A 21,132-nucleotide genomic window follows, 5' to 3' on the forward strand; every position below is an offset into this window, starting at 1 on the left:
TAATGCCGGTTTCAAACATGATGTGGGTTGAAAAATACCGCCCCCTGAAAATAGCAGATCTTGTAAACCAAAAAGAAGTAGTCGGCAGCCTTACTTCGCTGCTCAAAAACGTCACAGAGATACCACATCTTTTGTTTTCCGGATCCGCGGGAGTTGGCAAAACCACACTAGCTGTGTGCATTGCAAGGGAGATACTTGGAGAGGGCTGGAAGGATTACACCTTGGAGCTTAACGCCTCAGACGAACGCGGAATCAACATGGTTCGGGAAAGGGTCAAAAAGTTCTCAAAGTTTGCAGGACTTGACACAGATATTCCATTTAAGATTATAATTTTAGACGAGGCAGACGAAATGACCGCTGACGCGCAGACGGCACTGCGTAGAATTATTGAGGACACCTCAAAACACTGCAGATTCATACTGATTGCAAATAACATTTCCAAGATTATCGAGCCAATCCAAAGCAGGTGCGCGGTGTTCAAGTTCACAAGAATTTCTGAAAAAGAGGTAATTGCGCACCTAAAGGAGATTGCGAAAAAGGAAAAGATAAAGGCAGACGAGGACGGCCTAAAGGCAATTTTTGATTATTCCGAGGGAGACATGCGACACGCAATAAACATAATGCAGGCGGCGGCAAGCCTTGGAAGCATCACGGAAGAAAGCGTAAAGGGTGCAGCTGGCCTTACAAAAACAAAGGACGTAGACGAGGTTCTCAAACTGTCTCTGGCAGGCAAGATAGTCGATGCAAGAAACAAGATGATCGAACTTATCAAAGTGTACGGCATGTCAGAGTCGGACTTTCTAAAATACATCAACGAAGCAATCTACAGATCAAAGGTAGAAAACCTAGTTGAGATTTCAGAGGCAATTGCAAAATACGATTACAGGATACTTTCCGGGGCAAACCCTGAAATTCAACTGTCTGCACTTTTGGCAGAACTAAGCAAGTTTGGAAAATAAGCGCAGAGAGAGGGATTTGAACCCCCGGGTGCTTGCGCACACAGGCTCTCAAGGCCCGCGCCCTACCGAGCTAGGCGACCTCTGCGGGATTCGGTGATTAGAACCAGTTAAAATTTGTTTTATTGTTGACTTTGGATATATACTAAAAATTATAAAAGAAAAGAAAAGAAATGTTGTTTCTAGTCGTGTGCGTGTGGGTTTTCTCCACCAGTTAATTTGATGAAGGTTCCAGCTGCTTTCTCGTGTGCTTCCAAGTTTGATTGATCAACCTTGATAGCTTGAGGTGGGCAAACTGATACGCAAGCCATACACCAGATGCAATCATGTTCTCTGATTGGGTCTGCTTTGTCTGTGAGGTCTTTGCGTTCTTCTTTAACTGAAGAGCCTGTACCTGCAAATGTCTTACCAACAACATCTTTTGCTGGAATGTCCATTTCGGTTCTGTACCATTGGAATACTTGTACTGGGCAAGCCTCAATACATGCTCCATCTGCTACACAAGAATCCCAGTCGACTGCAACCATTGTGCCACTGACACCTAATGGAACCTGTGTCTCACCACGTGCCTCGTATGCAGCGATTACATCATGGTTTGAGAAGCATTCTGCGTCGCTTCTGCCTGGTCCCCACATAAAGTGAAAGTGTTCTCCATCGGAGTGCATGATTTTGCCTATTGGTTTTAATCCCTGTGGGAAATGTTCGTCTATTGGCATGTTGAATACTTTCATGGAATGTTATTTAAATCTAAACAAAATTAGTGTAAACTAAACCGCTGATCGATGACATGAGTAAATTATAACACTGTTTTTACGATGATCTGCCCCTACGTTCATATTTTTTGATTCACAAAACTAGTAGTTGAATATTTTCAAATACGATGTATATCGAGGGCCAAACATAGGCATTTACACTAAGGCAAACGACAGTTTTGTTTTCATACCGAATGGTTTTGCGGAGACAAAAGCAAGTACGCTGTCGTCCCATTTGCAAGTAGAGCCTTTGTTCACGTCGGTGGCAAATACGAGACTAATTGGAACCCTAATGGTGGTAAACAATCACGGGATGCTCATTCCAAACATTTCCTTTGAGCACGAGCTGTCGTACTTGAAAAAAGCAACCGGCCTTAACGTCCAAGTACTGGATGTAAAGATGACGGCGCTAGGCAACATGATGTGCGTTAACGACAAGGGCGGAGTTGTATCGCCGAAAATTCCAAAGGAGGCCCTAAAGACAATCCAAGACACGTTAGGAATCGAGGTAATTCAGAAAAAAGTTGCAGGGTATCACCAGGCAGGAGCCATGGCGTACGCAAATAATCACGGCGGCATAATTCATCCAGAAACCGATGACGATGACATCAAGGCAATTTCTGACGTACTGAAAGTAAGGATGGAGCCTGCAACAATAAACGGCGGAATACCGTATGTCGCGTCTGGAATTTTGGCAAACAACAAGGCAATCGTGGTAGGAAACTTGACAAACGGCCCTGAAATAATGATGCTCACGCGCGCATTCACAGATTGAAAATAGATTTTGCGTTTGAGAGCAAAGAGTCAATCGTTTGAATGGTTTCTTTCCCATCAGACATGTTTTTCACAACAATCTGTTTTGTGGAATATTCTTTTGGCGCGACAATTACGGAAAACTTTGATGCTGATGCGTTTTCGATTTGTTTTTTGAACGGCCTTCCGACAAGATCAATGTCAGTTGCAATTCCCATCTGCCTTAGCTGCGATGCAATGTTTACTGCAGGCGCTATCATCTCCTCGTTTACAAAGAGTACTGAAACAGCTGGAGAGGAGTCAATTTTTTTCATCCCCTGTTTTTCAAGTGACAGAATGATTCGCTCTACTCCGCCGGCAACTCCTGTTGCCCCCAGGTCATCACGTCCAAACGCTTTTGGCAGGCTGTCGTATCTGCCACCTCCAACCAATGCGCCGTAATCGGAAGTAGTGTCAAATGCCTCAAAGACCACGCCGGAGTAATAGTCCAGCCCCCTTACAATCCCAAAGTTAATCCGGACGTTCTCGACTTGCCTGTTTTTAAGGGAGGAAAATAGTAATTTTATCTCATTCCAAGCATCCAGCCCTGAAACGTCAAACTGTTTTTCGACTTGTTCAGGCGTGCCCTTTATTTTTGAAAATTCAAGTATTTTTTCCAGTTTATCTGCAGGGTATCCTTTTTGCTCGTATTCTTTTAGAATTTCCTCTTTTTTCTTTTTTTGGATTTTGTCTATTGCGCGCAGTATGTCGGCAATCAGGCCAGAATCGGTCGACTGGAAAATTTTTGCGACGACGGATTCAACCAGTTTTCTATGCGAGATGTCTATTATCACTCCAGATAGGTTTAGCTTTGAAAAGAATTTGGACGTAAACTCGATTATCTCCGCATCGGATTCAAGGCTTGGCTTTCCGTATATTTCCAGATCCCACTGGTGAAAGAATCTGTACCGGCCTTTTTGCGGTTCGTCGTACCTCCACACTCCCCCAAAAGCTGCAATCTTTGCCGGAAGTCTAAGCGACTTTTGTGCTGCCAAGTAACGCGTCAGCCCCACTGTAAAATCAAATCGAAGCGCTATGTCTCGCTCTCCCTTGTCTTTGAAAAAATAAATTTCGTCCCTAATTGTAGGCCCGCTCTTTGCTTCTATCACCGAGACAAGTTCCAGCGGAGACGGATCCATCAGATTGAAGCTAAACGTCTTGCAGATTTCAAGAAATGTTTTCCTTACATATTCAATTTTTGACAGCTCATCAGTTTCAAAATCTTTCATTCCCCTCGGAAGACTCAATTCAAAACAAACTGTGGAATTAATGCATTTAGACGTTGCTGCTTTTTATCTATTAATAATAGAAGTAGTCAAGCACAGTATTGTCCTATAGATATTTGGAGCATGCTACAGACGCAATCATTGAAGTCGAGGCGCCAACACTAGAAGAGGCGTTTGTATTGGCAGGAAAATCTGTTGTAGATACAATTCTTGATTCCAAACTAGTCGAGGAAAAAAAAGAGAGAACGCTCACCGTCACTGGAAAAGACCTCAGCTACTTGCTGTATAATTGGCTTGAGGAGATGATCATACTTACAATCACAGATGGCTTTGCTGCAAAAAAAATCAGCCTTCAAATTGAAAAAAACTCATCTTACAGGATTACGGCCGTGCTAACAGGCGAGGATATCAGCTTTGAAAAGCATCATTTCAAGGTCGAGATAAAATCGCCCACTTTTCATTTGATGGAAATAAAACAGGAAAACGGCGTCATGATGCGTTTTCTTTTGGATCTCTAAATTATAAATAACAAATAGGCGCCCGAGTTTTCGTGGAAGATCCTGAAATTGAAAAAATCAAACAGCGAAAGCTGGCAGAGATGCTAAAGCAACAATCCGATGTAATGGCACAGGCGCAGATAAGCGTAATCGATTTGGATCAGGCAAACTTTGATCAAACCATTTCAGAAGGCCTTGTACTGGTGGATTTTTGGGCGGAGTGGTGCGGCCCATGCAAGTCAATGCATCCGATTTTCGACAGGATGTCAAAAAAATACAGGCACATCAAATTTGCGCGAGTCAATGTTGACAGATGCCAAGACATTGCCATGCGATTTGCTGTTCAGTCAATACCGACATTTATCATGTTCAAAAACGGGCAGCCGGTTGACAGAATGGTGGGAGCAGTAGGCGAGCCTGGCATCCACATGATTGCCAAAAAGTATCAGATGTAGCCGTAGGCAGAATCTTGCTTTCTCTGAATTTCCAAAATTTCGTTTAGTATTGTTTGTTCTTCTGCCGACAGCTTGTGTGAAAACCTTTCAATGAGAAGTTTTGCCTCAGACGATTTTGGTAAGGAGTAAAAAACATCCTCTTCCAAAATTTGCCTTCCAATCGTCACGTCTTGTATGGAACAGGCGACTTCCTGGCCCTTTGTTGCAGTGCTTATCGATTTTTTTCCGTCCTGCAGCTGGTGAACTAGGCCTATTTTTTTGCCCTGCTTGTTCATGATTGGGATTTTTTGCCGCACCTTTCCCACGTCAACACGTATTCCAAACACTGCGGGATTGCTATTTCGAAATATGTAGCCCTTAAGAAAAGTAAATTTGCAAATAGGGGTAATTTCGCCAAATATCGCATCGTCCTCATGTGCAGAGTCCTCGGTGACCCAGTTGGTGTAATTGTCAATTAGGCTGTAGATCACCTTGTCACTGAAGATTTTGATGTGGTTGTTTTCCGCCTCTTCTTGGGCATCAGGAAATATCTTTACGTTAAATGCCAAGACTACGCCCAAATGTCTCTCGTTGTCTTTGACCACTTTGGCCTCCATGACGTCGCGTCTGGTTACTGGCCCAATGTCTGCTTTTGCTACTGGCACCTGCGCACGCCTTAGCATTTCAGTCAGCGCTTCAAGCGAGCCTATGGTATCGCATCTAAGAATAACTCCGTTTGTCTCGGTGCTGACAAATACTGACTTCATCTCGGATTCTATGATTTTCTTAAATTCCTCTATCTTAGATTCGTCACCTGTCACATAGACTGTGCTTCCCGGGAGTACCCCATCTAGGTCAGGTGACGCAATTTTAATTCCTGCTGCGGCCTCGACTTGATTTACGGGTTTGAACTTGTCTCGGGGATCGCGCATTTCGTCAAGTGGTTTTGGCAGCAGCATCGCTTTTGGCTTTGTGACAATCACGGAATCCCTTTTTGCGACAATTACGCTGTCTCCTTTTTTCATCTGACCGTCAATTAAGATCATATTAGCAGTAGTACCAAGTCCAATCTCGTCGTTTACCTCAAGGATGATTCCACGGCTCGGCTTTTCCTCCTGGGTGAGTCTTTTTTGCAGATATTGCTGAGTCAACCCGACAAGCACAGTTAGGAGCTCAGGTATCCCGACACCTGTCCTTGCACTTACTGGAACGATTGCTATTTCTTTTGAAAAGTCCTGTATTCTATAGAATGCCTCCGATTGGTACCCGAGAATCGAGAGCGTGCCGACCACATTGTAGATTTGCTCATCAATTGTCGTCTGCATGAACGGATCCTGTTGCTTTATCGCCTGCGTAATGTACGGAGTGTCGACTTTCCTCCAACCGGGAATCTGATCAACTTTGTTTAATGCTATGACAAATGGGACCTTTCTTGCTTGGAGAATTTTTAGGCTCTCACTTGTTTGCGGTTGGAATCCTCTATTCGTGTCCACTACCAAGATTGCAATGTCAGCTGCAGAGCCCCCCCTCGTTCTGAGATTTGTAAACACTTCGTGCCCAGGCGTGTCAATTACCAAAAGGCCGGGCACTTCGTGCTCTGTTTTTGTTAATTTGTCATATAGTTGTCCGCACATGCCTTTGATTGTCTCAGTTGGGAGAAAGCTTGCGCCTATGTGTTGTGTGATTCCACCTGCCTCTCTTCCCTGAACGCCGGTGCCGCGTATTTTATCAAGTAGGGAGGTTTTACCAGAGTCTACATGGCCCAAGACGGCCACTATGGGTTGTCGAATTCGCAACGCATCTCACTGAAATACTACCCTCGCTTCCTTTTCAAAACTTTCCTTAGAGTCGGACGCGTGAATGATATTGTCTGAGAACCCAAGGCCAAAGTCCCCACGGATTGATCCTGGTGCGGCCTCAAATGATTTTGTTGCGCCAATCATCAGTCTTGTTGTAGCGACTGCATTGTTTCCCTCAATTACTGCAGCAACAACTGGGCCTGATGTGATAAATTCCACCAGCTCGCCAAAAAACGGTTTTGTGTTGTGCACAGAGTAAAAGTCCTCCGCTTGAGCTTTTGTGAATGTAAACATTTTGAGTTTTAAAATTTTGAATCCTTTATTTTCGAATCGGCTGATTATTTGTCCGGTCAATTTTCTCGCTACTGCGTCTGGTTTTGCTATGAAGAGAGTTTGTTCGGCCAATTTTTCCTAGTTTATTTCTTGACGATTCCGCCTTTCTGATATTTTTTCGTCCACTTGAGTGTACGTGGATCGCGTTTTAGTACCAACATGTTCTTTTTGCATTTCGGAGAACAAAACCATAGAACGGTTCCATCGTTTTTTACAAGCATGGTGCCAGATCCTCTTGCGACTGGTCTATTACAAAAACTGCAAGGTTTTACTAGAAGGCTCAAGTTTCAATCACCTTATTTTTTTAGCTTCGCGTTCTGTTTCTCGCAGCATCAAGATGTCAGACATTCGTACTGAGCCTTTTACGTTTCTTGTAAGAATTCTTCCCTTGTCCCTACCGCTTAGGATCTTTACTCTAACTTGGGTTATTTCGCCTGCGATTCCAGTCTTACCAACAAGTTGTATTACTTCGGCAGACACTACGTCTTCTGTCTGGGAAGTGCTCATTGTTACTTGCCACCTTTAATCTTCTTTATTGAAGAAACGACTTCTTCAACAATGTGGTTAGCATCGCCTGCATCAATTATTGCGGCAGCTGCAGAGGTCACGTCGATGCCCAATGCCTTTCCCAAGTCAAGCTTGCTTGGAACAAATGCATATGCGGCGTTTTGCTCTTCACAGATTATCGGGAGATGTGCTACTACCTCTGGAGGCTCTACATCTTCTGCAATAACTATTAGTTTGCTAATTCCTCTTTCGATTGCCTTTGTTGCTTCGTTTGTTCCTTTTCTAACCTTACCACTTTGCGATGCAACTCTAACTGCTTCAAGTATTGGATTTACCAGATCAGCTGGAGTCTCGAATTTTACGTAATAAGCCTTAGCCAATTATATCACCCATAGGGATCATTTCCATTCCTTGAGTTCTTTAACATCGCCTTATTAGTGTTATCTGTCCAGAATCGAGTTTACCTTTTTGGTGTATTTTGACATGAGGTTGCCAAGTTTTTCCTCCGAATCCGCCTCCGCATAGATTCTCGCTATTGGCTCAGTGCCACTTGGCCTAATCATAATCCAATTTTTCTCATCAAAAATTAGTTTGATCCCGTCTGTTGTGTCATAGTTTTTGTGTTCCTTTTTTAGTTGCGAGATTATTTTTTCTGCCTCTTTTTTAGAGCAGGCGACCTTGTCCTTTGTCGTGTATGACGGAGGCAGAGCAGACATTTGTTCAGACATGGCTTTGCCCGAGTCCGCAATGAGGTCCAAGGCCAGTGCAAGAGTCATTGCACCGTCCCGTACTTGGTTGTGCTTTCCATACATAAAGCCGCCATTTTCCTCAAAACCAACAAGTGCTTTTTCTGGAACCATTTTTCTTGAGACCTCAACGCTTCCAACTTTGGTCCTAATCACCTTTGAGTTTGTCTTGGAAGCTATTGCCTCTATAACTGAACTTGAGTTAAGGCACGTTACAATTTTGGATTTTGGGTTTTTCTCCAAAAGATAATTTGTCAAGAGCAGTGCGGATTTGTCGCCAGTTAGAATTTTTCCATGATTGTCGCAGAAAATGCTCCTGTCTCCATCACCATCAAAGGCCACGCCAAAATCTGCTTTTTTTTCTATTACTTTCAGTGATAATTTTTGCAAGTTGCTTGGTGTTGGCTCCGATCCCCTCCCCGGAAATTTTCCATCGACTTTTTCATTGATTAGAAAGACTGTGCAGCCAAGTTCCTTGCAGAGATCAGGCGCTGCCACGGCCTGTGCCCCATTGCCAAGATCTAGCGCCACTTTGAACTTTTTTGATTTGATTTTGTTTGCATTCACCTGCGATTTTATCCCGTCAAGATATGTGCGGACAACTCTTGACTCAGTTCGGGTTTTGCCAAACTTTTTGGAATTTCTTATCCATTTTTTGCCAAAGTAAATGTCTTCTATTATTAATTCGTCTTCCCGTGAAACTTCCACGCCGTCCTTTGCGGCTGGCTTTAGGCCGTTGTACTGAGGCGGGTTGTGAGACGCAGTAATCATTATTCCTCCCGAATACCCAAGTGCTTTTGTGGAGTATTCCAGTGCGGGGGTGGGGACAAGTCCTGCCAGACCACAGTCAAATCCGCAGCAGTTTATGGCAGAACACACTACTTTTGCAACAAGCGGACTGGAGTCCCGACCGTCATAGCCTACGAGAATCGGGCCTTTCTTGAAATATGTTGCAATGGAGGAAACCATATCGGAGATGAATTCCAGGCTAAGTTCGTCTGGGAAAACTCCGCGTATTCCGTTGGTGCCAAATAACTTTCCCATTAATTCTTACTTTTATGAGCTAGATTTGTGCTTTTCAGGTTTCTTGCAGTTTGTGTTCAACGGTACGATTTTTTGTTACGATTCTGGTAATTCCTACAACTGTAACTGCGATTAGTAAGAACGTGATCCAGTCATGCCCTTGAAAAGACACCATCTTGTTGATTACCGGTATAAAGAAAGGAAACGAGGTAGTGCCGCCAAGCAAAATATCAAATGATACATGCGCCAAAACGGCCGAAAAAGAAACGGCTCCAAGCAGATAGTCTTTTTTTCCCACAAAGAACATCATTAATGGTACTGAGATCAGTCCGAACAGAACAGAATGCGACATGCGTGGGACTGCCTCCAAATTTAGGAATTGAATGAGATGATCTGCATCCAAAGCAATTGGGAATAGTCCTGCAATGGCAACATATCGGATACGCATGCTGGCAAGCCCCACAATCATGCCAAGTACCACATGACCTACAACATGCTCTACGGAGATTCCGCTTGCCTCCAACGGGTTTCCAATCACATATGACTTTGGTAAAAGATGCTCAAGTGTTGGAAACAGGCCAGGTATTGAAAACGCTGCTGAAAGTGCAGCATAGAGAATTATCGACTTTAGGATAAATTGTGATGATTTCAATTCGGATGATTTTGACCGGCCCATAATTTTTATCAACTGCTTTGGAATCTGTCACACATGGCTTTTGGCAGTCAGGTGCGATTTTGATTGCAATGGTAACCAATAAGTTTGTGTAAAATTGGAGCATCACTGCGGAGGTCGCCCAGCCCGGTCAAAGGCGTAAGGTTTAGGCCCTTATCTCTTAGGAGTTCGTGGGTTCAAATCCCACCCTCCGCACCATAAACTCTTTTTACAAAAAATATCCAAAATCAGACTAGAGAATTAATAAGGTCAAATTGTGACACAATTCTGTGAAAAAGATCAGAATAGGCATCACAGTTGTAGGAAAAGACAGAGAGGGAATTGTCGCATCATTTACCAATTTCATATTTCAAAGAAACGGCAACATTGAGAAGGTCAATCAAAACGTCATAAAGGGATTGTTTGGAATGCACCTTGAGGCGTCATTCTCAAAGGAAATCGACATCAAAAAATTCGACAAAGATCTCCAAGACCTTGGAAAAAAGATAGGAATGGAGGTAAGCATCTATCATGAAATCAACTCTGACAAAAACATCGCACTGTTTGTTACAAAGGAGCCCCACTGCCTGGAGGCATTGCTCAATGCAAATGCCAGGGGCCAGCTCAAAGGCAAAATAAGCGTAATTGTAGGAACTGAAAAAACGCTAGAACCAACGGCAAAGAAGGCAAAGATCCCATTTGTGATAGTTGACGAAAAGGATCAGCTCGAGGCAGAAAACAGGCTAATTGAAATCGCAAAACAGTATGACATTGACCTTGTGGTGCTTGCACGATACATGAGAATCATGACGCCTAACTTTGTTTGGAGATATCCCCACAGAATAATCAACATTCATCCGTCGCTGTTGCCTGCATTCCCAGGTGCGTTTGCATATGCGCAAGCATTTGAGAGGGGAACAAAAATTGTCGGCGTTACTGCCCATTATGTTACTGAGGAGCTTGATCAGGGTCCAATCATCTTCCAAGACTCCTTTAAGGTAGGTCCAAAAGACACTCTAGAATCCATAAGGCAAAAAGGCCAAAAGCTTGAAGCAAACACTTTGCTTAAAGCAGTAAAGATGCATCTTGAAGGAAAGCTTGAGGTCAGTTGGAGAAAAGTGCATACAAAGTGACTGGCATACAAGACAACTTTGATCCAGACCTTAGGAAAATAATCAGGACAAAAAAACAGATTGCCATAATTCCTGTAGGCTCAATTGAACAGCATGGCCCGCACCTACCAGTATCGACTGATTCAGACATAGTAACGGAGGTTGCAAAGAGGGTTGCAAAAAAGTGCAATCTCTTGCTTTTGCCCACAATAACATACGGGGTTTCCTTTGAGCATGCCCCGTTTTTCAATCTCAGCGTAACTAGGATGACTCTACAAAATCAGCTAGTCGACATTTGCAACTCACTTGTAGAAAACAAGATCAGAAAAATAATAATTCTAAACGGGCATCATGGAAATCAAAAGGCGCTATCAGGAGTGGCAGGCAAGATATCCAGAGGCAAGGGCAAGATCTCTGTGATTTCATACTGGCACCACATGGAGACAGAGTTTGATCATGCAGGGTTTGCAGAAACTTCGCTCATGTTGGCAGTATCAAATAAGGCAAAGATGAGTCGTGCAAAAAAAGGGCTAGTCACAGACAGGATGTCCGCAGAACAAAAATCAAAAGTATCCAAGATCGCATCCACGCACTTTATCAAAGCGACTAAAACAGGAGTTTGGGGAGATCCCACGAAGGCAACCAAGAAAGACGGCATGAGGATTTTATCTGAAATAGTGCAAAACATCGCCAAAAAAGTCTCAAAGTTGCCTTACTGATTAAAACTCATACACCAATGAAATTTTAATATATTACCTCGTTAGGAGAGCCAATAAGTGAATTAAATGTCAGTCGACATGGCAGTAAAAGTACTGGACGAGAGCATCGATAAGGTAGTTTTAATCAAACTCAAAGGCGGCAAGACCATCAGAGGCAATCTTCGTGGTTTTGACCAACACATGAACCTGCTACTTGACAACTCAGAGGAGATCCCTGCTGACGGTCAAGCAAAAAGCATTGGAACCATTGTTGTGAGAGGGGACAACGTAGTTATGATTTCCCCACCACCCGCGTGATGATGTATGACTAGAGGAACTCCTTCGATGGGGTTGATGACAAGAAAGCATCCCCATATACGATGTAGAAGATGTGGAAAGAACTCCTATCACAAGCGTCAGCACAGATGCTCAAGTTGTGGTTTTCCAGATGCAAGAATTCGAAAGTACTCTTGGATCAAATGGTACGCGTAGATGCAAGAAATTGCTCTAGTTATTAGTTCCATTGCAGGTGCATGCACCGCAGCAACAGTTAGCAAATTTCCAAGAAGTAAGATTTCACTTTTAGGCGCAAACGCTCACATCAAAAGTCAAATCGAAACACTTCGAATCGAAAAAGACATTCTGACAAAAACAATATCAAGATTATATCAGGACAGCCCCGATTTAACAAAAATTCAGCGAGACAAGCTACTCTCAAGGTACCAACACCAGCTTGGAATCATTCTAGCCAAAATCGAAAAACTGGAAGCTGCAAGCAAGTATCCGGATCTCGGTCCCATCGGAGACGGCTTGATTACCCTAATGGATCAAAAGCTTTCCGCACTGGACAGAAGACTGACAGAAATATCGTCAAAGATTTCCGTTGCAAGTGTCCAGATTGAAAAGCCAGAGCCCAAAAAAGAAGAGATCAAAGCAGAGACAAAGCAGGTCGAAGTAAAACCAGCCGAAAAGCCAGTGATTCAAAAACAGGAAATCATCACATCGCCAACAATTGAGGAGTTAATCCAGTCATTTGCCAAACCAACTAAGAGACTAGAGATCACAACGCTAACGGAAATTCCAAGAAACTTTACTGCCGCCCCGCAAATCACACCTATGATTGAAATTCCAGCACAGGTGGTTACTCCGCAAATTCAGCCAGAAATCGCACAGCCTCAAATGATCCAGCCAGAGCAAGAGATCGTTGCAGAATCAATTCCACAAGAACTAAAAGTGCAAAGTCCTGTGCTTGAGCCAATCGATATTGAAAAGAAAATAAGAGAAGAGCCTCCGAAGCTTGAATTCAAAGAGGAGAGAAGGAAAAGGCCAACTGTCAACATACCAGAGCCTGAGGAAGTCGAAGATGACGAAGACGACCTTGATTCCATTAAACGCGAAATAATGAAAACGCTGTCAAAGTTAGAGCAAGCTGAGGTAGAATAATTGTCATTTGATGATGCCATTTCGGCATTGTCTAAAGATGCATTAAAATTTGTAAAGAACAACTCCGTGCTCGGGTTAGGCAGTGGAAGGGCTGCAACTGCATTTGTAAAGGAATTGGGAAAATATGTCAAAGAAAAAAACATGACAATAAGGGCAGTTCCAACGTCTCTGCAGATCAAGCTTGTTGCAGAGCAGGGCGGAATTCACATAATTGGGGCAGATCAGATTGACAGAATTGACGCAGTATTCGATGGTGCAGATCAGATTGATTCTCAGGGAAATCTAATCAAGGGAGGGGGAGGTGCATTACTGCGAGAAAACATTCTGATTTCTTCTGCAAAGCGCGTGATAATCATGGCAGACTCGACAAAATTTGTAAAACACCTTAACAGAACTGTTCCAGTCGAGGTTCATCCGTTTGCAAGAAGCACCGCAAAAAAATTTATTGAGAAACTTGGCGGCAAGCCAGACCTTCGAACGATAGACAGGGGATATCCATTCATTACGGAAAACGGCAACATCATCTATGATTGCGATTTTGGCACAATCATGGTTCCAAAACCACTCTCCCAAAAAATAAAACAGATTCCAGGAGTAGTCGAAGTTGGAATATTTACTAGAAAACCAGACGTGATATACAAGGCAAAAGGAAATGGGAAGTTCGATATCCTAGCCTAGTCTTCGCTTGACTAGCTTCCCATATCCTGGCTTTCCTACAACCTGCATGTTTTCTGTGACCAGGCTTCCCCGAACCATAGTGGTTTGAGGCCAGCCCTTTAGGTTCCAGCCCTCATATACGATGTAATCTGAAAAGGCGCCAAAAAAATCCGCGCTCACCTTTTGCTCTTTTTTTAGGTCGATTAATGTGATATCGGCATCTGAATTTTTTTGGAGTGCGCCCTTTTGAGGGAACATTCCAAATATTTTTGCGGCATTTGTGCTAGTCAGTTCAACTAGTTGTGTAAGGTTGATTCTGTTTTTGTTTACGCCTTCTGATAACAAAATTGGAAGCAGTGTGCCAATTCCAGGAAATCCTGCCAAAGATAACCACACGTCATCTCTAACTTTGAGCTTCAATTGGTTTGCAACATGATCCGTTCCAATTGTGTTGATTTGTTTTTGAGATATGGCGTTCCAAATTTTCTCCTTGTCAGACGAAGATCTAATTGGCGGCATTACCTTTGCCAGATATCCAGATTGTTTTTCATAAGACAGTGTCAGATAATGCGGGCATGTCTCAACTAGGACTTTGGTTCCCTTTTTTCTTTCTTGCTCAATTGCATCTAATGCTACAGCTGAACCAATGTGTACAAAATAGACAGTTGTTCCATATTCCCTTGCAATTTCGCAAACCTTTTTGATACTTTTTGCCTCCGAATCAGGCGGCCTGCTTTCAGACCAGGCTGGTAGTCCGTCTTTTTTGTTTTCCTTTGCTTTTTTTATTCCACACTCGCACATTTGATAGTCTTCAGCATGGACAAGAACAGGACAGCCAAGATGTGCCGCATTTGCCAATACCTTTCTTACTGTGTCTGTTTCCAGTTGCACGTGAGATTCAAACAAATCTGACGAGCCAGGATCCATGTCCATGTAAACATGTCCAACTTCGCCTCCAAGATTCATGTACAACTTGAACGACGTGATTCCGTTTTCTGTAATGTACTTCATTTCGTCTGCCTGACTTGCATCAAATATTGTTGCATGTATGGAATAATCCACATAGTGCGACGATTTGGATGCTGCAAGTTGTGCTTGAAGGTGCGTCTTGTACGAGTGGCCAAGTCTTAGCATCCTCATCATTGTGGTAACGCCTCCCAGTGCTGCCGCACGTGACTCTGTCTTTGCAGCCTCCTCGATTGGAGAATAAACACCATAGTGTACGTGTGTGTCTATCAGTCCTGGAATTGCAACCAGTCCCCTTGCATTGATTTTTTTATCGCATTGTGGTATATCGGTAGTAAAATCTACGATTTTTTCATCATCGATTACGATATTTCTTTCCAGGACTCCTTTTGGCGTCATGATATGAGAATCTAGTATGATACAGTCTGCAGTCAATCTGTCTATTATGCAAAAATCCTGCTATTATGCTTTGACAGATTTACCAGCTGGTTTTGTATGCAATTTGTTTTTTTGAGAGCCGGTCTATTTTGACATTCATTGAATTTAATGCGTCCACAGCTACCTGATAGTCGATTTGTTCTGGCACATCATAGACTAGATTCCGCATTTTTTTGTGGTTTTTTAAAATGTACAGAATGGAATACAGTTGGTTTGAAAACGATAACGCCATGATCTCTGGCGGGTGCCCTTCTGACGCAATCAGATTTGCTACTCTTCCCTTGCTGATAAGATGAATTTTTTTCCCGTTTGGCAAAACACACTCATCAAGATTTGGTCTTACTTGTCTCACCTTTTGTTTTAGCAAAAACTTGCTGTCAATTTCTACATCAAAGTGTCCTACGTTTCCAACTATTGCACCGTTTTTCATGGAGAGCAGGTGTTTCTTTTGAATTACATCTCTCATGCCGGTGCAGGTAATGAAAATGTCTCCGATTTTCGCAGCCCGACTCATAGGCATCACATCAAATCCGTCCATGTGTGCTTCTAGTGCCCTTATCGGATCAATCTCGATAACTATTATTCTTGAGCCCATACCCGCGCATTTTTGGGCAACACCCTTGCCAAGCCAGCCATATCCGCACACCACTACTCTTTTTGAGGCAAAAAGGAGATTCATTGCGTGCAAATATCCAGCTATTGTAGATTGGCCGGTTCCGTACTTGTTGTCAAATATCGTTTTTGTTTTTGCATTATTTACTGCAATGATTGGATAGCGTAGTTTTCCTTTCTTTTGCATTGAATTGTATCTTGTGATCCCAGTTGTGGTCTCCTCAGTTGCGCCAAGAATTTTGAGCGGCTGGAATTTTTTATCAAAGTGGGCCTTTGTGTTAAGGTCTCCCCCATCGTCGACTATGATATCCGGTTTGTATGACAGGACTTTATTTTGACACCAATCATATTCAGATTTTGTTTGGTTTGACCATGCAAATATTTCGATTCCATTGGATGCGAGAAAGGCAGCGATGTTGTCTTGAGTGGTAAGTGGGTTTCCACTGCATGCCACTACCTTTGCCCCCAGTTCTTTTGCACCAATCAACAAAACTGACGTTTCCTTCGTTATTTGGAGGCAAAACCCAAGAGTGATTCCCCTAAGCGGTTTTAATTCTTTTAATCTGTCAATAGAATGCGTGAGAATTCGCATGTGGGATTTTGCCCAGTTATGCGAAAGATTTCCTGTATCAGACATGGCAGGATCTTTGATTTTGCCCAATAATGTGGAATGCATTGTCTGTAAAATAACGATTTACCAAGTAAATGAGTAAAATAGAGGTGCAATCTGTTCCAATATACGGGCTGGTGGTTTAGTGGTATAATGCTGCATTCGCAATGCAGAAGTCGAGGGTTCAATTCCCTCCCAGTCCACCACATTTAACAAAAAGCAGGTTTTCTCGCATCACAGATACGTTTTATGTGTTCTAGGCACGCATGACAGTGTTTTCTGGAACCTAATCTACAATTCAAGCTGGCAAAAGAATTCCAGGAAGGTTAAGGCATAGGACATTACATTGCATGTTATATTTGATGCCAGTTTTTGTGCGTAAAATCAAATAATCAGGATTCATAATCATAAAACCCATCCGTATAATCACTGAATCGTTTTTACATCATAGAAAATACTTGTAATTTATCTAGAGATAGTCTGGATCATCCAATTCCGATATCTACTTCAGAACAGGCAGCTTTGTTTTACTTGAATGGTACCCATCCGCCACAAGAGCGACAGATATTGACCCCGTCTTCGTTTTCGTAGCTTTCAGAACCTGGAGGGCACTGACATTGTGGGATTTGATCTTCCATCGGTATGATACGCTGTTGAACCTTTTAAGATTTTCAGTGACGATTTGTGTTTAGAACTAATAATTACACAAAATATTGTAAAATTTGACTGTTAGAACCATTTCCGAGAGATAGGACTGAAGCTGACTCGCTGAAAGGCATCTTTTGCTTTGGGCAGACGGGGAGTGTCTACCGGCAAACTGGTGCCGCAACAACACAGGCCTCTATGTCGTGTCAGCTTCTTGTTGTATAGTACGTTGCCAAAGAAGATAAGGGTGTGTTTGTGCTTTCTGACAATCTGTTCAGGCGCGAATGCGATCACCATCCAAGTGTTCAATTATGTTGGGAATTAATTAAAAATAATGAACATTTGTATGGCATTACATTATTCAAACAAATGAATTAACAGGTTTTTGATAATTCATCATATATATGTAAATGTGCATACTATACCATGAGCTATTGTATAGAATGTGGAGACGAAGCAGAAGTCTGCTTTTGTGACTACGAGAAAAAACCAATGGATGAATACATAAAAGCGCTCAAAGAATGCACAGACCTAAAGTGCTATTGTAAAAAGCACATGCCGGAGAGATGATTTTGTCGTCGGCATATGTTCTGATAAACTGTGATCTTGGAGCTGAGGAAAAAGTAATCACCGAACTAAAGTCAGTCGGAAGGGTAAAGGAAATGCACGGAGTCTTTGGGGCATACGATATCATTGCCAAAGTGGAGGCTCCATCAAGCGAGATGGTACGTGATATCATCACATCAAGAATTCGAAGCATCGACAGAATTCGCTCTACTCTGACTTTGATGGGAATAGAGGGGCAAGAATGAAGCCCCTACTCCACAAAATCCTTTATCCCGGATATGATGAAAAATGCAAACAACTAACAAAAGAAGACGAAATTAGATTTGCCGCAATAATTGACAAGGACGGTAGGATAGTTGCAGGCGGATTCAAAAAAGGAATCATTCCGCTTGAAAAAGACAAACTTAGACTGGAGGAATTTATGGAGTTCGCGTACGAGATTTCGCAGAGAAAGTCCTTTGATGAGTCATTAGGTCCAATAAACTACATTGCTGCAAGGAGGGACAAGATTGTTTTAATCAGCTTCCCATTAACGGATCTGACATTGTTGATTTCAGCGGATCACACACTTGATATTGAAAAGTTGGCAAGCCATGTAGTAAATGTGTTTGACTCCGAGCAGTCGCGATTCTCTGACGGCACGTAATTAGTAATTTTATACCTAAAACAATTCATTTTTTGAGTAGTGAAAAACAAATCTGGCCGTTTGTAGCACAAATTACACGTGTTAAGGACGTCGTTTAGGATTCCATCTTTTCAGCGCCAAGGAGCTTCCGGTTACAGAAACAGAGCTAGCAGCCATTGCCATTCCCGCTATAGTTGGATAAAGCAATCCAAGTCCAGCAACTGGAATCAAGGCCGCATTATACACAAACGCGTAAAAAAGATTCTGCTTTATTTTTTGTATAGTTTTTTTGCTTATCTCAAATGCAGATAAAACGTCATTTAGATTACTTCGTACTAGAATAATTTTTCCTGCCTCTATGGCAATATCGGTTCCACTAGACATGGCAATCCCAATATCAGACACGGTCAAGGCAGCTGCATCGTTTATCCCATCTCCGACCATTGCAACTTTGTTTCCGTTTTCTTGTAGTTTTCTTATTTCATCTGCTTTTTGATCCGGTAAGACGTTTGCGATTACTCTATCAATTCCAATTTCCTTAGCTACAGTATCTGCTGTTTTCTGATTATCTCCCGTCAGCATTATCACTTGAACTTTCATTTTCTTTAATTGGCTCACAACTGCGGCTGCTTCCTTTCGAGGCACATCAAGTATTCCTATGATGCCAATTGGCTTTTTGCCTAGTCCGACTAGGATTCCAGTTTTTCCCTCTTGTTGTAATCGCAGTAGGGGTTGATAGTCAGATTCCAAACTCGCGTCTGAAAAAAACTTGGCACTTCCAACGAAAATCCTAGAGTCACCATGTTCTGCGACAATTCCCTTTCCAGGCATAGCTACAAAGTCAGACGCGTTTGGGATTACAATCTTATCATCCTGTGCTTTTTGCAAAATTGCCTTTCCCAAAGGATGCTCAGAATTCTTTTCAGCAATTGCTGCAAGTTCTAGAATCTTCCTTTCATCAAATGAACTGTCAAGCGATACAACATCAGTTACGTGGGGCTTTCCTGCAGTCAGAGTGCCAGTCTTGTCAAATACAACAGTGTTGATTTTTCCTAGCATTTCTAGCGCCTCACCACTCTTGAACAAGACCCCGTTTTGCGCACCCTTCCCCATTCCCACCATAACGGCAGTAGGCGTAGCAAGTCCCAACGCGCAGGGGCATGCAACTACCAATATTGCAACTGCGGGAATCAGAGATGCTGCAAAGTGGTGTTCGCCATGAGCGGTAAAAAAATACCATGCAAGAAAAGTTCCAAAAGATATCGCCATTACAATAAACGCAAAGTATCCTGCTATTTTGTCAACCATCTTTTGCATGGGGGGCTTTTTGCCCATCGCGTCCTCAACTAGTCTGACAATTTGTGAAAGAATAGTATCGTTTCCAACTTTTTCTGCTCTAATCTGCAATACGCCTTCCTTGTTCACGGTGCTTCCAATAACCAGATCACCGATTTTTTTTTCAATCGGAATTGATTCGCCAGTAATCATAGACTCGTCCACTGCAGAGTGCCCATATAGCACAATACTGTCCACAGGAATCTTTTCGCCCGGCCTTACAACTATGACATCGCCTGGCTTTATCAATTCGATCGGCACTTCGATTTCCTCATCATTTCTTTTCACTCTGGCAGTCTTGGGGGAAAGATCCAGCATTTTTTTAATTGCGGAGGATGTTTTTCCCTTAGTCTTGTTTTCAAGATACTTTCCAAGTATGATGAAGGTTATGACAGCTGCACCCGCATCATAATACAGATTGTGCCAGATAGGTACTGGAAACGTATTGTATACACTAAACAAATAGGCTGCCGTAGTTCCCACAACAACTAGCGTGTCCATGTTTGCAGATCTCAGTTTGGCAATTCTGTATGCGCCAACGTAGAACCTGCTACCTGCAACAAACTGAACTATACTTGCACACAAAAACAAAACATATGCAGAATAGGTAGTTCCAGAAATTGGAATGAATGAAAAAAAGTCAGGCATGCCAAGTAAGACGATCGGAATTGTGAAAACAGACGCTATTACGAACAGTTTTTTGAGTTTTTTTGCCTCTATTTCCTCTGCGGATGCGGACAGATCCTCACTTAGGATCCGGTAACCGCTTTTTGCCAGGAATTGCCGGATATCAGACAGTGAAATCAGTGCCGAATTGTATTGTATTATGATCTGGCTGTTTCCATAGTTTACAGATGCGTCCTTGATTCCGTTCATACTCTGGAGTTTTCTTTCTAAATTATCCGCATCAGAAGAGTCTGTAATTCCACCCACTTTCATTGTGAGCTTTTCGTAAATCACAGAATAGCCAGCTGATCTTACCGCGTTTTCTATTTTTGATAAATCAGATATGCTAGGATCATACTCCAAGAACGCCTTTTGCGATGCTAGGCTTACTTCGCATTTTTGTACGCCGTCAAGCTTGGAAACGTAGTTCTGGATCGAGTTTACACAGCCTGCGCAATGCATGCCGCCGATTTTCAGTACGGTTTGTTTTGTTTCCACCATACCATAGAACAGTCTTATTGCGTACTTAAAATCAGTACTTTACAACTGTAAAGTCTATAAAAGATAATCAGCCATACAGACATTGTGCCGTTTAAGCTAGATGACATTGATTATGCGATACTTGAATCCTTAAATGAGGATGGAAGAAAGTCGTTCAGGCAGATTTCAAGGGAGATCAAGATAAGCACGCCGACAGTGAAAGCACGGTATGAGAGGCTGGTGAACATTGGCTTGATAAAAGCAGTTTTGCCAATCATAGACTTTGGGAAGCTTGAGAACAAAATGGGCACAAAGATAGACGCAATACGCTCAAAGACCATCAGAAATCACGATGTAAAGCTCACAAAGGGCTTACTTGTCAAGATGTCTTGCGATTATTGTGATGGGCCGGTTCCTGAAAAGCCGAGCATTTTGAAATTTGCAAACTTTGAGAGGTTTTTTTGCTGCACATCGTGCAGAAGCCTGTATAAAGAAAAATACAGAGGGCGAATTGAAAAGTTATCAGGCAAAACCAACCATGATTTGAATGTGAGTTAAGAC

26 protein-coding genes and 3 tRNA genes are annotated in these 21,132 nt (G+C 42.6%); 16 read left to right on the plus strand and 13 right to left on the minus strand.

Going from position 1 to position 21,132, the window contains the following annotated elements:
• Positions 1-2 precede the first annotated feature (2 nt).
• Positions 3-959, plus strand: a complete 957-nt coding sequence (locus NKMY2_RS00610) for a replication factor C small subunit (protein WP_238549723.1) — start codon at positions 3-5, stop codon at positions 957-959.
• Between the two features lies 1 nt (position 960).
• Here the strand turns inward: NKMY2_RS00610 and NKMY2_RS00615 are convergent.
• Positions 961-1,044: transfer RNA gene (locus NKMY2_RS00615), tRNA-Ser, on the minus strand.
• Between the two features lie 94 nt (positions 1,045-1,138).
• Positions 1,139-1,672 (minus strand): 4Fe-4S dicluster domain-containing protein, encoded by a 534-nt coding sequence (locus NKMY2_RS00620; RefSeq protein ID WP_042683706.1) that lies wholly within the window; start codon positions 1,670-1,672, stop codon positions 1,139-1,141.
• 145 nt (positions 1,673-1,817) lie between these two features.
• Here NKMY2_RS00620 and NKMY2_RS00625 point away from each other — a divergent pair, with 145 nt between their 5' ends.
• On the plus strand, positions 1,818-2,483 hold the full coding sequence (locus NKMY2_RS00625; protein ID WP_042683636.1) for a translation initiation factor IF-6: 666 nt from the start codon (positions 1,818-1,820) through the stop codon (positions 2,481-2,483).
• Here the strand turns inward: NKMY2_RS00625 and hisS are convergent.
• Positions 2,473-3,729: a histidine--tRNA ligase gene (gene hisS / locus NKMY2_RS00630; RefSeq protein ID WP_238549724.1), complete on the minus strand. Its 1,257-nt coding sequence runs from the start codon at positions 3,727-3,729 to the stop codon at positions 2,473-2,475. The genes NKMY2_RS00625 and hisS overlap by 11 nt on opposite strands.
• Positions 3,730-3,827: 98 nt before the next feature.
• Here hisS and NKMY2_RS00635 point away from each other — a divergent pair, with 98 nt between their 5' ends.
• Both NKMY2_RS00635 and trxA read left to right on the plus strand, forming a co-directional pair.
• Positions 3,828-4,244: an archease gene (locus NKMY2_RS00635; protein ID WP_042683638.1), complete on the plus strand. Its 417-nt coding sequence runs from the start codon at positions 3,828-3,830 to the stop codon at positions 4,242-4,244.
• Positions 4,245-4,324: 80 nt separating this feature from the next.
• On the plus strand, positions 4,325-4,678 hold the full coding sequence (trxA, locus tag NKMY2_RS00640) for a thioredoxin (protein WP_052347431.1): 354 nt from the start codon (positions 4,325-4,327) through the stop codon (positions 4,676-4,678).
• Here trxA and infB read toward each other — a convergent pair.
• Genes infB through NKMY2_RS00675 form a run of 7 tightly spaced genes read right to left on the minus strand, consistent with a single transcriptional unit; the run spans position 4,669 to position 9,717 of the window.
• Positions 4,669-6,453 (minus strand): translation initiation factor IF-2, encoded by a 1,785-nt coding sequence (infB, locus tag NKMY2_RS00645; protein WP_076613353.1) that lies wholly within the window; start codon positions 6,451-6,453, stop codon positions 4,669-4,671. The genes trxA and infB overlap by 10 nt on opposite strands.
• 6 nt (positions 6,454-6,459) lie before the next feature.
• Positions 6,460-6,861, minus strand: coding sequence for a nucleoside-diphosphate kinase (ndk, locus tag NKMY2_RS00650; RefSeq protein ID WP_042683641.1), 402 nt, complete (start codon positions 6,859-6,861; stop codon positions 6,460-6,462).
• An 11-nt stretch (positions 6,862-6,872) separates the two neighbouring features.
• Complete coding sequence (locus NKMY2_RS00655; protein WP_042683642.1) at positions 6,873-7,073, minus strand: 50S ribosomal protein L24e; 201 nt, start codon at positions 7,071-7,073, stop codon at positions 6,873-6,875.
• A gap of 7 nt (positions 7,074-7,080) precedes the next feature.
• Positions 7,081-7,296 (minus strand): 30S ribosomal protein S28e, encoded by a 216-nt coding sequence (locus tag NKMY2_RS00660; protein ID WP_042683643.1) that lies wholly within the window; start codon positions 7,294-7,296, stop codon positions 7,081-7,083.
• 2 nt (positions 7,297-7,298) lie between these two features.
• Positions 7,299-7,676 (minus strand): 50S ribosomal protein L7Ae, encoded by a 378-nt coding sequence (gene rpl7ae, locus NKMY2_RS00665; protein WP_042683644.1) that lies wholly within the window; start codon positions 7,674-7,676, stop codon positions 7,299-7,301.
• Between the two features lie 60 nt (positions 7,677-7,736).
• The gene (gene glmM / locus NKMY2_RS00670; RefSeq protein ID WP_042683645.1) at positions 7,737-9,086 is read right to left on the minus strand and encodes a phosphoglucosamine mutase; all 1,350 of its coding nucleotides are present in this window, start codon (positions 9,084-9,086) and stop codon (positions 7,737-7,739) included.
• A gap of 34 nt (positions 9,087-9,120) precedes the next feature.
• The gene (locus tag NKMY2_RS00675; RefSeq protein ID WP_042683646.1) at positions 9,121-9,717 is read right to left on the minus strand and encodes a hypothetical protein; all 597 of its coding nucleotides are present in this window, start codon (positions 9,715-9,717) and stop codon (positions 9,121-9,123) included.
• 131 nt (positions 9,718-9,848) lie between these two features.
• On the opposite strand from NKMY2_RS00675, the gene NKMY2_RS00680 reads away from it, so the two are divergent.
• From NKMY2_RS00680 to rpiA, 7 genes are all read left to right on the plus strand, one after another.
• A tRNA-Leu gene (locus tag NKMY2_RS00680) sits at positions 9,849-9,936 on the plus strand.
• A gap of 71 nt (positions 9,937-10,007) precedes the next feature.
• Positions 10,008-10,850, plus strand: coding sequence for a formyltetrahydrofolate deformylase (locus NKMY2_RS00685; RefSeq protein ID WP_042683647.1), 843 nt, complete (start codon positions 10,008-10,010; stop codon positions 10,848-10,850).
• Positions 10,847-11,548, plus strand: a complete 702-nt coding sequence (locus tag NKMY2_RS00690) for a creatininase family protein (protein WP_042683707.1) — start codon at positions 10,847-10,849, stop codon at positions 11,546-11,548. Before NKMY2_RS00685 ends, NKMY2_RS00690 begins: the two co-directional genes overlap by 4 nt.
• A gap of 66 nt (positions 11,549-11,614) precedes the next feature.
• On the plus strand, positions 11,615-11,845 hold the full coding sequence (locus NKMY2_RS00695; protein WP_042683648.1) for an LSm family protein: 231 nt from the start codon (positions 11,615-11,617) through the stop codon (positions 11,843-11,845).
• A gap of 6 nt (positions 11,846-11,851) precedes the next feature.
• On the plus strand, positions 11,852-12,019 hold the full coding sequence (locus NKMY2_RS10445; RefSeq protein ID WP_076613354.1) for a 50S ribosomal protein L37e: 168 nt from the start codon (positions 11,852-11,854) through the stop codon (positions 12,017-12,019).
• Complete coding sequence (locus NKMY2_RS00700; protein ID WP_042683649.1) at positions 12,020-12,970, plus strand: hypothetical protein; 951 nt, start codon at positions 12,020-12,022, stop codon at positions 12,968-12,970.
• Positions 12,971-13,648, plus strand: coding sequence for a ribose-5-phosphate isomerase RpiA (gene rpiA, locus NKMY2_RS00705; RefSeq protein ID WP_042683650.1), 678 nt, complete (start codon positions 12,971-12,973; stop codon positions 13,646-13,648).
• Here rpiA and NKMY2_RS00710 read toward each other — a convergent pair.
• Entirely contained in the window at positions 13,640-15,028 is a 1,389-nt protein-coding gene (locus NKMY2_RS00710; protein WP_042683651.1) for a dihydroorotase, read from the minus strand. The two genes, rpiA and NKMY2_RS00710, sit on opposite strands and share 9 nt — an antisense overlap.
• A gap of 43 nt (positions 15,029-15,071) precedes the next feature.
• Positions 15,072-16,304 (minus strand): adenosylhomocysteinase, encoded by a 1,233-nt coding sequence (locus NKMY2_RS00715; RefSeq protein WP_042683708.1) that lies wholly within the window; start codon positions 16,302-16,304, stop codon positions 15,072-15,074.
• Between the two features lie 80 nt (positions 16,305-16,384).
• Between NKMY2_RS00715 and NKMY2_RS00720 the strand changes: the two genes are divergently transcribed.
• From NKMY2_RS00720 to NKMY2_RS00730, 4 genes are all read left to right on the plus strand, one after another.
• Positions 16,385-16,459 (plus strand) — tRNA-Ala (locus NKMY2_RS00720).
• A gap of 865 nt (positions 16,460-17,324) precedes the next feature.
• Positions 17,325-17,468 (plus strand): hypothetical protein, encoded by a 144-nt coding sequence (locus NKMY2_RS10675; RefSeq protein ID WP_157832401.1) that lies wholly within the window; start codon positions 17,325-17,327, stop codon positions 17,466-17,468.
• A gap of 2 nt (positions 17,469-17,470) precedes the next feature.
• Complete coding sequence (locus NKMY2_RS00725) at positions 17,471-17,710, plus strand: Lrp/AsnC ligand binding domain-containing protein (protein WP_042683709.1); 240 nt, start codon at positions 17,471-17,473, stop codon at positions 17,708-17,710.
• On the plus strand, positions 17,707-18,111 hold the full coding sequence (locus NKMY2_RS00730; RefSeq protein WP_052347422.1) for a DUF6659 family protein: 405 nt from the start codon (positions 17,707-17,709) through the stop codon (positions 18,109-18,111). Before NKMY2_RS00725 ends, NKMY2_RS00730 begins: the two co-directional genes overlap by 4 nt.
• Before the next feature lie 81 nt (positions 18,112-18,192).
• Here the strand turns inward: NKMY2_RS00730 and NKMY2_RS00735 are convergent, their stop codons facing one another.
• A complete protein-coding gene (locus tag NKMY2_RS00735) occupies positions 18,193-20,592 on the minus strand; it encodes a heavy metal translocating P-type ATPase (protein ID WP_042683652.1) in 2,400 nt (799 codons plus the stop codon).
• Between the two features lie 84 nt (positions 20,593-20,676).
• On the opposite strand from NKMY2_RS00735, the gene NKMY2_RS00740 reads away from it, so the two are divergent.
• Positions 20,677-21,129, plus strand: coding sequence for an AsnC family transcriptional regulator (locus NKMY2_RS00740; protein ID WP_042683653.1), 453 nt, complete (start codon positions 20,677-20,679; stop codon positions 21,127-21,129).
• The last annotated feature ends 3 nt before the right edge of the window (positions 21,130-21,132 follow it).

Origin of the sequence: Candidatus Nitrosotenuis chungbukensis (genome assembly GCF_000685395.1) — an archaeon.
Classification (GTDB): Archaea; Thermoproteota; Nitrososphaeria; order Nitrososphaerales; family Nitrosopumilaceae; genus Nitrosotenuis; species Nitrosotenuis chungbukensis.